Raw genomic sequence first — 14,583 nt, 5'->3', positions numbered from 1 at the left:
TCATTAAAAAAAGAAGCCAAATCGTACAAAAATGCCTCGCTCATCATCGTTCGAGACCGTATAATCTGCAGAAATCACAAACTCCCCCAAAGGGGCAATCCAGATGCCGCCACCATAACCCCTGTGCCATTCTTCCTTGGTTTCATCGATCAGTGAGACATCTTCCTGATCCGTCCACACCCGGCCAATATCATGGATGAACGTAATGCCCAAACTGCCGGGGAAGAGAGGTGTTTTATATTCCAATAGCTTAATTCTCAGGTCTGTGTTTTGGTAAAATGACTCATCGCCGGCAAATCTGCCCCTTCTGTATCCCCTGAGGTTTTGAAAGCCACCCAGGCGCGGGGCCTGAAAAAACTCGAAGTCGCCGAAGTTCGCCTGGCCGCCTACCCTCAAGGCCAGCGTTGTCTTCAAAGACCCGCCAAAAGTAAAATAAGCTGAAAAATCGGAGGCAATGCTTTGGTAGTCATTTTCTTCATAGTTTGTTTGCGTGACAAGCTTGCCCGCCACATTCCAGGCAATACCCTTGGTGGGGAAATAATTAGAGTTTTTCAGGTTTAAACCATAGTTCAGGTTCATCCCCACATAGCTGCGGGTCCTGTCCAGCAAAGGCACGGCCGCATCGCTTCCTCTTCCTATCAGTTCCGGATAGGTGATAATGAATCTGTTGGGCTCATTGTCATTAAAGTCTGACTTGATATTTACCGACCGGAAAAACCCGCCGATGGTAAAAGTATGGATGTCATTGAGTACTTTCTGCAGGTCGGTGCGCAAAATCCATTGACCGAAGCGCGCGCGGTAAAACTGGCTGTCATCATCGCGTGCGTCTTCATCAAAACGGGTTCGGTTTCCAAAACCGTAAAAGAAATCCGCAATACTGGGCTGGTAGATGTCGGCCTCCAGCAGCAAATCCCAGGAACCGACCGTTTCGACAAAATGCCCCTTATACCTGAAATTGTAAGAGGCCGACCTTGGAGCCAGCGAAGCGGTGAGATTATGTTTTGCCCCAAACGGCGCTTTTCGGAATTTATGTTTAATAATAGAAATTCCCCCTCCTATAAACACACCGTCATCAGGGTTAAATCCACCTGTGACCAGCGGAATGACTTTGTCATACTTGTAGGCGAAGCGATCATATTGGTTGATATTTTCATCCTTATCGGAGGTTTTGTTTTTTAGGCCGTTTTTTGAGTTGATGGTGGTGTTTTTGGTCTTGTCATAAACGATTGTGTTGCGACGGCTAACATTGGAGCTGTCTTTGATTTGATCCTTTCCCTTCCCTCCTATGATTCTTACCCTGATACTGTTCTTAGATTCACCGGTTACGATAAAGCGGTCGTCATCACCCAAACCATACAACCTGATTTCTCTGGTTTCCCCGTATTTGAAAACACGGTCGAAGACTTTGAATTTTATTTCACCGGATTTTTCTTTAATCCTGTGAATTTTTACCAGGGCATCACCGTTTTTCCGGTGATTTATCTCAAACAGCTCTGCTTTGTTACTTCCCAGGATATTGACATTTTTATTCAGGAAAAGGTAAAAATCCCTGGCATAAGTGTGGAGGTGTTGTCGCCGTGATTTCAATTTTCCGATGATATTTTCGCCATTGATTTTGTAAATTTCTTCGGGCAGGCCTTTAATAGCCTCTTCTATCACTTCGTCGGTCAGTCTTTCCTGCAGGTCCCGGGCTGTGTTAAGCCAGTCGTCCATATCGGGTTTGGTCAAAAAAGTGCGGTCAAAATGGCGGGCATTGAAGCTTAATCCGGCCACATCCCTGATTTCTTCATGAAAGCCCTGGAATTTGGGTTGCCCCCATCTGCGTGAGCCTACCCTGATCAGCAGGCCATCTGACCAAAAAAAAGCCTGGTCCCTGTCTCTGGGAATCGGTTGATAAAAATTGAAACCTTCCTCATCTTTGAATCTGGCCCAGCGCCACTGGTCGTCGTGCCGGTCCCAGTCACCGATCCAGATATCGAAAAGCCTCGACCTCAGCACCTGATTCTGGTCTATATAGTGTTCATTGTCTTTCTGCGTTCTTTTAATAACGTCCAGGGTATTGATAATCTTTTTTGATCTGCCAAAACTTTCCACATCGCTCCTGTTCCTGGCCGGCCGCTCCTCATACAGGAATAAGCCATCGCCGAAATCGTCCCTGTAGATACCCAGGCGGGGGTCATCGGGCAGGTAGACCAGCTTCGGATTGGTGTGGTATACACCGGCAGCATGGGCCAATTTGGGAATTACAAATGCCCCGTAGGGATGAGAGGCAGATACCTGATCGGCTATAATATCAGAGGCGATGGTTCCTCTTAACGCCGCAGGCACGGCTTTTTCAGGAAACTTTTCAATGGACCGCAACACATATTGCTTGCCGTCTTTATCTTCCAACCTCAGCGAAATAGTTTGCAAGCCACCTCCTTTTTTAACAATTTTCATTCCACCCTTTTCTTTGCCGATATCAAATACAGGCACATTTTTAATCTCGGTCGCCCATTCGGTGCGATAATTTTTTCCCAATAACCCCGGTCTTTTTTGATCCTTGTTTAATTTCGTGGTAGCGATTGCATTAACGGTCTGGTTACTGTAATCCAGATCAGCATAGCGCGTTTCCAGGTCATCAGTGGCAGGGTTGTAAATATGGTTCAATAATTTTTCCCTGAAAGTCAACTGGATTTTACCCTCCTCAAGCGTCCAGAACTCCAGATATACGTCACCATTGTTGTAAAAATTTAACTTACCGAAACCAGGATTTCCATAGGCAAACCTGGCGCCATTGCCTGGCGCTGTTTGAGTGGCTTCGGCGATAGCACCACTAACAATGTAGTGTTGCTCCTTGTTTTTATGATATTGCTGTGAGCGCTCATGGCCTGACAAATACACCAGGTTGGGGTGCTGGGCGAGAATATTTTGTAGCCCTCTTCTCATGATCCTGTACCTCGTATCTGCCAGATCCTGAAGTCCACCCCTGTTTTTACGGTACCATGCGTAAACAGAACCCAAAACCGGCGGTAACAAATGCGTATAGGCAGGAAAATACCCTCCGTGGGGCCCATTGCTGAAAAGTAGATGGTGGCCTATTACGATTATTTTCTTATTCATGTGGCGCTTCAGGGCGTCATCCAATTGTACAATGAAATCCAGGTCACCCTCCATTTCACAACCAGTTTCCGGACCGCCTTTCTCCCATTCATGTAACCACCATTGCGTATTTAGAAATAAAAATACCAATCCCTCCCTTATCTCAACTTCATAAGGCCCGGGGCAGCCGTTGTTGGGCACCAGCACATTTTCCCCCAAATAATCTTCTAAAAATTCTTCCAGCCTTAAAATCCTTTGATAACCGCTTCTGCCACCATTAGCCCAATCATGATTTCCGGGAACAGCAAATACATCCCCCTTGAAAGCGCTGATAGTACCCAGTTTTCCTTCGAGCAATCTTTTTGTTCTTTTACGGGAACTTTCGGCAGTCGAATCGGACATGCCTTTTTTCGCACCATTGTTTCCCAACAGTATTAAAGCGCCTTTTTCCGTTGTTTCCAGGTGCTGTTTTAATCCCTCAAAGGCAGAGCCGCCGTTATCAGGGCTTTTATCCGCTCCTCCAAAAAAAAGAACAGCATAATCAGGTTTTCCGGAATCAGCCGTTGGAGGTTGGTAATCCACGGAGAAATGCGCTTTACGGGTAGCGCAGGCGCCCAGAATAAATATCAGTAATAGGGTAAACGTATACCTGTTTGTTAGCATGAGTTGGTCTCTTGGTTAAACAAAGGGCTAATTAACGACAAAAATTGATAAACCAGTGTATTTTAAACGACACCACTTCATAACCTTATGAAGTTTTTTTGTGTTTCACAAATTTCAATGGGTTATGAAGACTAATCATCATTTGCCGGGCCGTAGCGAACAATTGATTTCAATTGTCTATGAATTTGCAGAAAAAGAACTTAAAAATAAAGGTGATTCTGTTTATAAATTTAAAAAATATTTGCTTGAGCAGTATATAAAGGCCCTTAAAGAAGCGAGTGCTGCATTAAATTTTTCAGCGCACCAACTGCAGGTATTGACGTTGGCAATTTTGATAAAAATCCTGGAATACAGGGATGCAGATGTATTGTGTAAGGGGCTATTGGCAGAAACAGGCCTGGAAAAATCGGTGATAGACAAGGCACTGGCCCTTATCGATAATGAAAGTGCTGCCGAACACGCGCTTTTGACAGATATCTGCACAAGTATATATGGAAAAAAGTCCTTTTTCAGGTATGAGGCCCACCTGAGAAATTATCTGCAGGCAGTAAAAAACGAACATTACGATGATGAGCATTGGCTGGATTATTTGGATAATAAGCTCAGAAAACAACGTTATCTTTCAGCTTACGGTCAAAGTACTTATACATTTGGAATCGGGGACAATCTCGTGGTGCTGAATAAAATGAAAAAAAAGCTGGATAAAAAGAAAGATGCCTGGCTGGAAAGGGAACTGAAAGTCGATGAAAAGGGCTTAAAAGAGCTAAAAAAGAAATATGCCAAAATGGTTAACCGGCCGGAGCGTGGAATTGAAACCCTTTTCAGGCTGACGTCCAAAAATCATTATACCTTAAATGCCATGGTCGACAGAAAGTCTAATATTTTAATTTCGATTAATGCGATCATTTTATCCATCATTTTGGGTACTTTATTAGGAAAAATAAACGATGATCCCCATTTGATTGTACCCATTTTTTTGATCCTTGCCACTAATCTGGATCCATCGTCTTTGCCATCCTCGCCACACGTCCTGATAAAACCCATGGCAACAGTTCTGAACCGGGCTTTCATCATTTGTTGTTTTATGGCAATTTCAAAAACATGGAGGAAAAATCTTATGTAGATGGCTTGAATCAATTGATGGGCAGTGCTGACAAATTGTACAACAGTATAGGCAGGGATATTTATTATCTGGGGCTAAACCTGGACAGAAAATTCGGTTTTCTCCGGGTATCCTTCAATATCTTTATGTATGGCATCATTTTGTCAGTGATGACTTTTTTAATTTGTCATTTATTTTTTGCAGAAGTGGTTGGTTAAAAGGGTGTATCTGTGATTTTGCTGTTACTAAAGTATACTTAGTCCCTGGTTTTTGTAAGGCTCCAGCAACTCATGCCGGCTGTCTAATTCTGTGATTAAATAGTTAATATCTTCAATATCACAAACCTGATACTTATTAAAGGAGTTTAATTTTTCGGAAATACCCATCGCTACCGTTTGCTTCGCCGCATTAATCATCGCCTTTTTCATTTGTACAACCTCCCAGTCGAAGTCCGACAATCCATGTCTGACATCGAGATAGCTGGTGCCTGGAAAGCAAATATCGGCTTTGATCTGTGAGAGCAGATTGACCACATTACCACCTATGGCAATCTGCGCTTCCCTGGAAAGCTTTCCACCAATAAAGATGGTTTCGATATTGGGGTGTGATAAAAGTTGCAGGGCGGTTGTTAAGCTGGGGGTAAAAAAAGTAGCTTTGAGTTGTTTAGGAATCAGGCGGGCCAGTTCAAGATTGGTGGTGCCTCCGCTAATCAGGACCACCTGGCCATCTTTCAGCAACGTCATCGCTTTTTTGGCAATAAGCACTTTGTGTTCGTGGGCGTAAATCTCCTGTTCACGGTAGCTGTACAGATGATAGCCTTTTGAAATAGCTCCGCCATGCACTTTCTTGACTCTTCCCAGCGTGTCCAGCTCTTTCAGATCCCTTCTTACAGTGTCCTCAGATACGCCCAATTGGGCTGCCAGGTCATTGAGGAGCACCCTGTTATGTATTCTTACTTCATTGAGAATTATATTTTGCCTTTCTTCTTTTAACATAGTAACGAACTTAACAAAGTCATGCCAAAAATCATTCCCCTTTTTAATTCCGGGGATTTACAGCGGATCGAAATTACCCTGTCGGACAAATTATCATTTATGTCATTAAAGATCAAATATTGCAGGACATTGCAAAGATTATAAAAACAGCATTAATTTGCATATTATTATTTGTATTGCAAGATTATAATGAATTTTTATTCAAAAACTTTAATTATTTGCAATTATTTACAATTATTTACAATGTTATGCAATTTTTAATTGCAATGATAAGATTTATATTTTACATTTAGCTGGTAATCCTGGCAGGTTTCGAAGTTCACCATAGATACATGCCAGGCCCTTTTTTAGTGTAAGAAAGTTGGTGTAACCCATTATATATCCCACAGAAATGTTTGATTTTTTTGGAACAAAGCAGTTTTAGAGCAATAAGGTGTGGAAACATTAATCAAACGGTTACAGTTGGATCGACTCATCCGGTTTGGCCTGAAAACAGGATAAGCGGGTAAATAAGTGGCAGTCGATACAGGAGTCCTCTCAACTCCGGTCGGATCATGGGAAATCGTGGATATTTTTTGATGGCATTTTAACCCTAAATAATAATAAATATGAATGCAACGATTACACGATGTCCATTTTTGGAATTAAGGAAATTGCTTGTGTTTTCGCTGTGTATCCTGATGGTATCCCACCTCAGGGCGCAGAGTGACTACACCATTTCCGGAAAAGTTACTGACGGGAGTAGCCGTGAGCCGCTTCCGGGTGTTTTGGTACAGATTCAAAACACAACATTTGGAGGAATTGCCGATGCAAGCGGCAATTACAAAATTACAGCCAGTTTAACACCGGGTACCTACACCTTGATTTTTAGCTTTATTGGCTACGAAAAAAAAACCGAACAAATTAATCTTGACGTACAAACCGCTGTCACTGTCAATGCAGGCCTGGTGCAGGACATCATGCAACTGCAGGAAGTGGTAGTCACTTCATTTGGCGTTGAAAAAGACAAAAAGGAGCTGGGTTTTGCAGTACAGGAAGTATCGGGAAAGGAAATAGCCAATACCACCCGTCCTAACCTGATCAATTCCCTGCAGGGAAGGGTAGCCGGTGTGAGCGTAGGGGCTACCAGTGGCATGCCCGGGGCGTCATCTTCCATTGTGATACGTGGGGGTACCTCGCTGGATGGCAACAATCAACCTTTGTTTGTGGTAGACGGAATCCCTATAGATAACACCACATTGAACGAGGAAGATCTACTCAATCAAGCTTCCAACCGGCAGTCGGATTATTCGAGCAGGGCAGGGGATATCGACCCCAATGATATTGAAAGCGTCACGGTATTGAAAGGACCTGCCGCCGCCGCTTTGTACGGGATCGATGCTGCTAACGGGGCAATTATCATCACCACCAAAAAAGGTAGCAGCGGCGCGGCTAAAATCAACTATAATAATAATTTCCGGTGGGAAAAAATCAACCGTTTCCCCGATATCCTTAAAGCCTATAACACAGGAACCGAAGGGACTAATGATCCGGAGGTAGTAGGCCATTGGGGAGCACCTTTAGGACCTAATGACAGGGTGTACGACAACGTTGAAAACTTTTTTGAGACAGGATTTGCCCAGATTCATAATCTGAGTGTAAGTGGAGGAAATGATCAGATGACCTATCTGGCTTCGGGAAATTTTACCATGCAGGATGGTTCGGTACCTGAAACAGGGTTTGACAGAAACTCATTCAGGGTTAACTTAACAACCAGGCTTAGTCCTAAACTTAATTTAACTACCTCTGCCAATTATGTAAGAACAGAAGCCGAGCGTACTTCAAAAGGGGCCGGCAGTTTATACTCCAGTGTGCTCAGGTGGCCCGTAACCGACGACATACGGGTTCAAAGAGATGCCGGTGGTAACCTGAAAATCCTGGGGGACAATGAGATTGAAAATCCGTTTTTCACAGCAGAGAATAACAGCATTACGGATCAAACCGACAGAATTCTACTCAATGGAAGCATATCTTACGACGTATTGAGCTGGCTTAACATTACAGGCAGGATAGGTTCTGACATTTACACTACTACAGGCCTTACCGCCTATGATCCGGAGTCTATTCAAAGATACCCAAACAGGAGTATGGCGAGGGATGTCAATGGTTTAATGGCCGAATATGAGGCATACAATAAGTTAATCAACTCATTTATACTTATTACGGCCAATAAATCCTTTGATGATTTCAATATTGGCCTCACCCTGGGCAATAATATCGATGACAGGGAATACCGGGTAGATTCCCGTTATGGCGAAGACATACTTGTGCCGGGTCTTTACAGCATTATCAATACAGATCAGGCAACCCGTGAGGTGAGTGTAAGCGGGTCTAACCGGCGACTAATAGGTGTTTTCGGTGAGCTAAAAGCAGATTACAAAAATATGATGTTTTTAAGTGTCACCGGTAGAAATGACTGGTCTTCCACACTTCCAAGAGATAACCGGAGCTTCTTCTACCCTTCTGTCAGCACCAGTTTTGTATTCTCAGAAGCCCTTAACCTCGATGTAAATTCGCCCGTTTCTTTTGGAAAAATAAGGGCCTCTTTTGCGCAGGTGGGAAAAGATGCCCCTCCACACAGCACCAGGCCTTCACTTCGGGAGTTTACGCGAACCGGGGGAGGTTTTAATGTTAGTTTTTTCGGGGCTAATGAAAACATCAAACCGGAAACAACGGTCTCTTACGAGGCTGGTTTTGACATTCGATTTTTTTCTAACCGTTTAGGTATTGATTTTACCTACTACAACGTAACCAGTAAAGATCAGATCGTTTCACCGAGGCTTAGCTATGCCTCGGGATACATACTGCAATTGGTCAATGCGGGCGAGATCAGAAATCAAGGTCTTGAAATTATGGTCAATGGTGAAGTGCTCAGAAAAAATGAGTTAACCTGGCATGTCAATGCCAATTTTTCTTTGAATAGGAATGAAGTGCTATCGTTGCCCGGGGATTTTGAGGAATTTTATTTGTCAGATACCTGGCTGGCCGGAAATGCCAGGGCGGGATATGTGCCGGGAGAATCGTTTATGACCATTACAGGCCGTACCTTTTTAACAAATGACAATGGGGAATTGATTATCGGTGATGATGGAGAGCCTGAAATAAACCCTGATTTTGTTTTGATAGGTAACCGCGAACCTGATTTTTCGGTAGGACTTACCAATACTTTCGACTACAAAGGATTTACACTTTCATTCCTGCTCGATATCCGGAAGGGTGGAGATGTATTTAATGCGACCGAAAGATCACTTACAGCGGCAGGATTAAGCCCCAGAACCGCTAACAGGGGGCAAACAGTGGTATTTGACGGGGTATTGGAAAATGGGGAAAGAAACACTCAGGAGACTATTTTGGATGAGGACTATTATACAAGTACCATTTTAGGGCTGGTTGAGTCAGCGTATATTGAAAAAGACATTAACTGGCTTAATCTGAGAGATGTGACGCTATCATACCGGCTGCCTTCATCTTTATTGACCAATACGTTTATCAATGATGTTCAGATAAATATAACCGGCAACAACCTTCTTTTATTGACTAATTATGATGGCGCGGATCCGAGCATCAATGGTTTAAATGCATCGGCTCGCGGTAGTAATGCGGTAGGGTTTGATTTTTTCTCCGTACCTAATCCTGTGACTTTTGCTGCCGGAATCAGACTTGGTTTTTAGTGACTTTCAGTTCTCAAATGTTATCGATCATGAAAAAATTCAATTTTATATATATACTATTTGGCTTGACAGTTCTTGGATCTTGCGATGATTACCTGGATGTCAACGATGATCCTTATTTGCCCCAGACAGCGGCACCTCATCTCTATTTGCCCCAGATACTGTACTCTATGGCGGAGGGTGAAATGTTTGACAGCCGCTATGTGGGAGCGATAACACAAAACTGGTCGTGGCTCAACCCTAACTATCATTTTGATCGTCATGGTTCCAGCAACAGAAGTGGTACGCAAAAATTCAGAAATCATTACTGGGCCACCGGCTCTAACCTGAATGAAATGACAAAGCAGGCGGAAGAATTTGGTTTGGCCGGATACAAAGGTATTGCCGCCGCCATTCGCGGCTGGAGCTGGCAGGTGCTTACCGATCATCACGGGGAGCTACCATTTGATCAGGCATGGGATAACACGTTAACAAAGTTTGATTACAACACGCAGGCGGAAATTTATGCGGGCATCAGGGATTTATGTGACGAGGCCATTCGCGAGCTGGAAAACCCTACGGGACAAACAGATCCTAATTTTGCGGAAACCGAGTCGATGTATGGCGGCGATTTATCAAAATGGCAAAAATTTGTTTATGCAGTGAAAGCGCGAAATGCCCACCATATCTCTAATAAAAGCTCTTATAACCCGGCCGAAGTAATTGAGTTTGTAGACAAGTCATTTGCAGGCAATGAAGATAACGCTGCCATTCCATTTGAGGGTGAAAGCTCGGCCAAAAGTAGTTTTATGGGGCCAAGCCGTGGCAACTACGACTTTCGCCTCCAAACCAATCTGATTATCAGTTATCTCAACGGCACCTATTTTAATGGAGAGGTCGACCCCAGATTGGCGCTGATGTTCAACACCGATGAGAATGACGAATACACGGGCATAACTCCTACCCTTGGCGATGTTTCGGGTATCGTACCACAACTATACGGGAAATATATTTTTCAGGATGAAGTCGCTTACCCTTTGATTACTTATTCCGAATTGCAATTTATTAAGGCTGAAGCGGCGTTTATCCAGGGCAACCTGACCATAGCTTTCGATGCCTTTCTGGAAGCCATACGGGCTCATATGGATTTCACCGGTGTTGATCCGGCAGCAGCCGGTCAGTTTATTGCCGGGGCCTTACCGCAAAATGCCAATGATTTGGCGCTCAGTCATATTATGATCCAAAAGTATATCGCCCTCTATGCCAATAATGAAACCTGGGTCGATCTTAGGCGGTACCAATATGATAATAACGTATTTTTGGGCTTTCAATTGCCCGAAGAATTTGCTCCTGAAAATGGAGACAAGCCGGCACAAAGATGGCTGGTCAGAGGTTTTTCCGAGTTTGACTGGAACAGCCAGGCGCTTGAGGAAGTAGGTGGTCTGGAAATTGATTACCATACCAAACCCATGTGGTTTAGTACCACAGAAGAATAAGCTTTATTTAAAATAATGCCGGCCATAGTAAGCCGGCGTTATTTTTTTCACGGTTAACCGGAGCTGCGAAAACCCATATATATGCAGCGCCGTAGAATAAAAAAAGGCTCGATTATTTTTTAAATTATGAAAAAGACTAGCTTATTAGCATTCATCAAAGCTGAACTCCTTGCTTACATTCTTTTGGGCCTCTTTGCCTTGCTGACAAACAGGATGGACATGTTGTTTTAATGCTTCACAGTAGTAAAAGGTATGTTATTCCTTAACTGATCCTTTCTGTTCATTGGGTCGCAGCTTATTCACGAAGTCCGGTTTTTGTTTTATCAAGTGTATAATAGAAGTGAACTATTTGCTCTTCTCCGGTTGGTTTAGTCGAACGGTAAAAATCTAAGGCATAGTCATCGACTTTTTCAGCCTGGACGAAAACTTCTTCAAACCCTTTTTCCTTGCAATAATTATTCATCTCGGCGATTAGTTTTGTTCCGATTCCCTGTCTTTGATAATTGGAATCGACGGCGAGTTCGTAAATGTAAGCAATTTGTTTTCTATGATGGCTGCAAACACAAAAAAATCACTTTTGCCCAGAAGTTTTTGCAGGTGGGCAGACGCTGGTATTGGGAACGGTTCCATTTCAAAAACAACTTCAAAGAGCTTAATGACCTCCATAAACCTTTCCAGGTCTTTTTCATGGAGTTTAATTACGGTGACAATTTTCTTGAAATGGTTCATAGCTCGATTTTCTATGGTTTCGTCTTTTTAGCTGTCAGCAAATTATCTTCGTATCTTTGATTCCGGCGCCTTCCGGACCAGCCTGAATATCATCGGAATCACCGTCATTTCCAAACTGGTAAAACGTGCCTGTGAAGGTTGAGTCGGCACGAAAAATATTTGCCTCCTTACGCTTTAAATATAATAAATTAAGTCAAAAGATGGCTACAACACCGATTGTCCACCGGAATCGTTTTTGCCGCACGAATGGCCTGATCGATTGATGTGAACAAAAGATGTCTGTAAAACGTAAAAAGTGCAACAGGGATGGGCTATAGATGTGTTTTACAATTATTGCTAAATCCGTGTATCCGGACCTGAGACTTCAATAAGAATCAAGCAATTGACCAACATGGCGATCAACTATTTCAAAATCATCCTAAGGCACCTTCGCAGGAACAAACTGTTTTCAGTCATCAATATTCTGGGTTTATCAATTGGCTTAAGTATTACCTTTTATATAAGCCTTTTTTTAGCAAGTGAATTAAGTTATGAAGATATGCATTCAAAAGCTGATAGTATTTATCGTGTGACCATGCATATCCGGGACAACAACTACGACGTACATTGGGCGAGGGTAGACAGGGACTGGGTGAAAACCCTGCCTACGGATATTCCTGAAGTAAAACATCTCATCCGGTTTCAGGATTATTACCCTCGTTTTATTCAGGTGGGGACAGACAATTATAAAATAAGCCATGCCTATTCGGTAGACAATGAGGTTTTTGAAGTATTTGATTTCAGGCTTCTCCGGGGCAATCCGGAAACCGCCCTGCTTCACCCATATTCCACCGTGCTTACACAAAAAATGGCCAACACATTTTTTGGTGACCAGGACCCTATGGGAAAAGAAATATCTATTATTGACGCTACAGGATCAATACAAAATGTATATACCGTGACCGGTGTTATGGAAGACCTGCCGGCCAATACCCATTTGCCGGTGAATATGCTTACTTCCTTCGCTTCAGAGCAGGAAAGAACGGGGTGGGCCTATACCTATATTTTATCCCGGAAAAATACGGATTTGGCTTCCCTGGAAAGTAAACTCTCTGCATTTATTCAAAGAAGGGCAGGTGAGCAGGATGCAGATACCGTTAAGTTGCCTTTACAAAAAATTAAATCTATCCATCTGAATTCAGATTTAGCCAGGGAGATTAAACTCAATGGTAAAAAGTCTCACTTATGGTTGGTGGCAAGTGTGGGTTTGATTGTCTTAATCATGTCAACCATTAATTTTATCAATCTAAATGCCGCACAATCACTGCAAAGACTCCCGGAGATTGGGATCAGAAAGGTATTGGGGTCTGACAGGGGAAATTTGATTACTTACTTTTTTATGGAGTCAGGCATCATGTGTTTTATCAGTAGTGTTTTAGCCATCCTTTTTGTTGTAATACTGGTTCCGTTAATTCAGAAGTTTGCACCCATTACTGTTACACCGCTCAGTTTAATTGTCATGGCAGTGGCAGCGACAATTGTGGTGGCTTTCATAGCAGGTATTTTTCCCGCATTTGTACTCACCAAACAGCCTGCTGTAGCATCTATTAAAGGTAAACGCAATATCGGGTCTACAAGAAAGTTTATGAGCAGTAAAAATCTGCTGGTAGCTTTGCAAATTATTCTTTGTATTACCCTTATAAGCTGTACGTTGATTACCAAGTCACAATTCCGGTATCTAACCGGTAAAAAACTGGGATTGGATAAGGAGCAATTGTTGGCGATTTTGGATCTTCCTGACCCGGTAAAAAACAAATACGATATATTAAAAAATCAGCTTGAGGAGCTTGCTTTTGTGAGGGGTGTTACCGCATCAATGGAGGTTCCCTCTACAGAAATCAGGGACTCGGGGCCCATTTATGCTGAAGGCATAATGTATGAAAGTCCACCGGTGATGGATGTGCAGATCGTTGATGAAGATTTTATTGGTGTGATGGGGCTCAAATTAAAAGCTGGCAGGGACTTTAGTGAAAAGAACAGGGATAGTGGGGAAAAAGAAGACCTGATGGCCTATCTCCAAAGCCAACCTAGAGAATATATAATCAATGAAACGGCCCTTGGGATCATCGGATGGAACTCGCCGGAAGAGGCCCTGGGCAAACAATTTAGCTGGAGTATAGCCGGCATTCAGTTGCAACGGGGACCTGTGGTAGGAGTGGTGGAAGATTTTCACCAGGAAAGCCTTAAAAATAGCATCCAACCGCTGGTAATGATTACAGAGCCGGTTTGGATTCATAATATCCTTGTAAAGTTATCCGGAGATGATATGCTTGAACAGATCGCTGCGATCCGGAATCTTTGGCAGGAAAACTTCCCTGAATTTCCTATGGATTATGCCTTTGTCGATGAATTGTATCAAAAAATCTATGAAGCTGAGGAAAGACAGCTTGAGCTGATCTATTTTTTTTCGGCATTAGCCATCCTTATTGCTTTTATGGGAATCTTTGGATTATTTGCTTACACTATGAGAACCAGGGAAAAAGAATTGGCCATTAGAAAGGTATTAGGGGCAAGCCTGTCTTCTATTACCTTGCTGCTAAGCAAGCACTTTTTATACCTGGCGCTGGTGGGAATTTGTGCGGCCCTGCCGTTGACCTGGTATGTTATGGAAAAATGGCTTGAAAACTTCGTTTATCATATAAATATTAATTGGCTCGATTTTCTGGGGGCTATCGGATTGATTGTCGTGGTGCTATTGTTTACCATTTCATTGCAGATTAAAAAGATTAATCAAAGTAATCCGGCTAGTATACTGCGGTCGGATTAGCCGGCGGTTTGCAGGAATCTGA

At 43.0% G+C, this 14,583-nt stretch carries 9 protein-coding genes; 5 read left to right on the top strand and 4 right to left on the bottom strand.

Annotated features, from left to right (window positions below):
• Window positions 1–3: 3 nt before the first annotated feature.
• Window positions 4–3,744 carry a BamA/TamA family outer membrane protein gene (locus AC04NP_RS16115; protein WP_482860840.1) on the bottom strand — a complete coding sequence of 1,247 codons (3,741 nt, stop codon included), beginning with the start codon at window positions 3,742–3,744 and terminating at the stop codon, window positions 4–6.
• A gap of 124 nt (window positions 3,745–3,868) precedes the next feature.
• On the opposite strand from AC04NP_RS16115, the gene AC04NP_RS16110 reads away from it, so the two are divergent.
• Together AC04NP_RS16110 and AC04NP_RS16105 are read left to right on the top strand one after the other, a co-directional pair.
• A complete protein-coding gene (locus tag AC04NP_RS16110) occupies window positions 3,869–4,867 on the top strand; it encodes a hypothetical protein (RefSeq protein ID WP_482860839.1) in 999 nt (332 codons plus the stop codon).
• Window positions 4,759–5,064: a Pycsar system effector family protein gene (locus tag AC04NP_RS16105; RefSeq protein WP_482860900.1), complete on the top strand. Its 306-nt coding sequence runs from the start codon at window positions 4,759–4,761 to the stop codon at window positions 5,062–5,064. The genes AC04NP_RS16110 and AC04NP_RS16105 overlap by 109 nt, the downstream gene beginning before the upstream one ends.
• Window positions 5,065–5,091: 27 nt before the next feature.
• On the opposite strand, the gene AC04NP_RS16100 is transcribed toward AC04NP_RS16105, so the two are convergent.
• Window positions 5,092–5,841, bottom strand: a complete 750-nt coding sequence (locus AC04NP_RS16100; RefSeq protein ID WP_482860838.1) for a DeoR/GlpR family DNA-binding transcription regulator — start codon at window positions 5,839–5,841, stop codon at window positions 5,092–5,094.
• A 608-nt stretch (window positions 5,842–6,449) separates the two neighbouring features.
• Here AC04NP_RS16100 and AC04NP_RS16095 point away from each other — a divergent pair.
• The gene (locus AC04NP_RS16095; protein ID WP_482860837.1) at window positions 6,450–9,551 is read left to right on the top strand and encodes a SusC/RagA family TonB-linked outer membrane protein; all 3,102 of its coding nucleotides are present in this window, start codon (window positions 6,450–6,452) and stop codon (window positions 9,549–9,551) included.
• Window positions 9,552–9,580: 29 nt separating this feature from the next.
• Window positions 9,581–11,026: a SusD/RagB family nutrient-binding outer membrane lipoprotein gene (locus AC04NP_RS16090; RefSeq protein ID WP_482860836.1), complete on the top strand. Its 1,446-nt coding sequence runs from the start codon at window positions 9,581–9,583 to the stop codon at window positions 11,024–11,026.
• Window positions 11,027–11,321: 295 nt separating this feature from the next.
• On the opposite strand, the gene AC04NP_RS16085 is transcribed toward AC04NP_RS16090, so the two are convergent.
• Window positions 11,322–11,555 (bottom strand): GNAT family N-acetyltransferase, encoded by a 234-nt coding sequence (locus AC04NP_RS16085; protein WP_482860899.1) that lies wholly within the window; start codon window positions 11,553–11,555, stop codon window positions 11,322–11,324.
• Window positions 11,498–11,755 (bottom strand): hypothetical protein, encoded by a 258-nt coding sequence (locus tag AC04NP_RS16080; RefSeq protein WP_482860835.1) that lies wholly within the window; start codon window positions 11,753–11,755, stop codon window positions 11,498–11,500. The genes AC04NP_RS16085 and AC04NP_RS16080 overlap by 58 nt, the downstream gene beginning before the upstream one ends.
• Before the next feature lie 391 nt (window positions 11,756–12,146).
• Between AC04NP_RS16080 and AC04NP_RS16075 the strand changes: the two genes are divergently transcribed.
• On the top strand, window positions 12,147–14,561 hold the full coding sequence (locus AC04NP_RS16075; protein ID WP_482860833.1) for an FtsX-like permease family protein: 2,415 nt from the start codon (window positions 12,147–12,149) through the stop codon (window positions 14,559–14,561).
• Window positions 14,562–14,583: the final 22 nt, after the last annotated feature.

The organism is Agaribacillus sp. DX54 (assembly GCF_056858335.1).
Note: the sequence above shows the minus strand (reverse complement) of the source record. Positions and strands in the feature narration are given on the sequence as shown.

What these genes read in the sequence shown, in the direction of transcription:
- AC04NP_RS16100 (WP_482860838.1), bottom strand. Translation starts at nt 5,841, where the DNA reads ATGTTAAAAGAAGAAAGGCAAAATATAATTCTCAATGAAGTAAGAATA.
- AC04NP_RS16095 (WP_482860837.1), top strand. Translation starts at nt 6,450, where the DNA reads ATGAATGCAACGATTACACGATGTCCATTTTTGGAATTAAGGAAATTG.
- AC04NP_RS16090 (WP_482860836.1), top strand. Translation starts at nt 9,581, where the DNA reads ATGAAAAAATTCAATTTTATATATATACTATTTGGCTTGACAGTTCTT.
- AC04NP_RS16075 (WP_482860833.1), top strand. Translation starts at nt 12,147, where the DNA reads ATGGCGATCAACTATTTCAAAATCATCCTAAGGCACCTTCGCAGGAAC.
- AC04NP_RS16110 (WP_482860839.1), top strand. Translation starts at nt 3,869, where the DNA reads ATGAAGACTAATCATCATTTGCCGGGCCGTAGCGAACAATTGATTTCA.
- AC04NP_RS16115 (WP_482860840.1), bottom strand. Translation starts at nt 3,744, where the DNA reads ATGCTAACAAACAGGTATACGTTTACCCTATTACTGATATTTATTCTG.
- AC04NP_RS16080 (WP_482860835.1), bottom strand. Translation starts at nt 11,755, where the DNA reads ATGAACCATTTCAAGAAAATTGTCACCGTAATTAAACTCCATGAAAAA.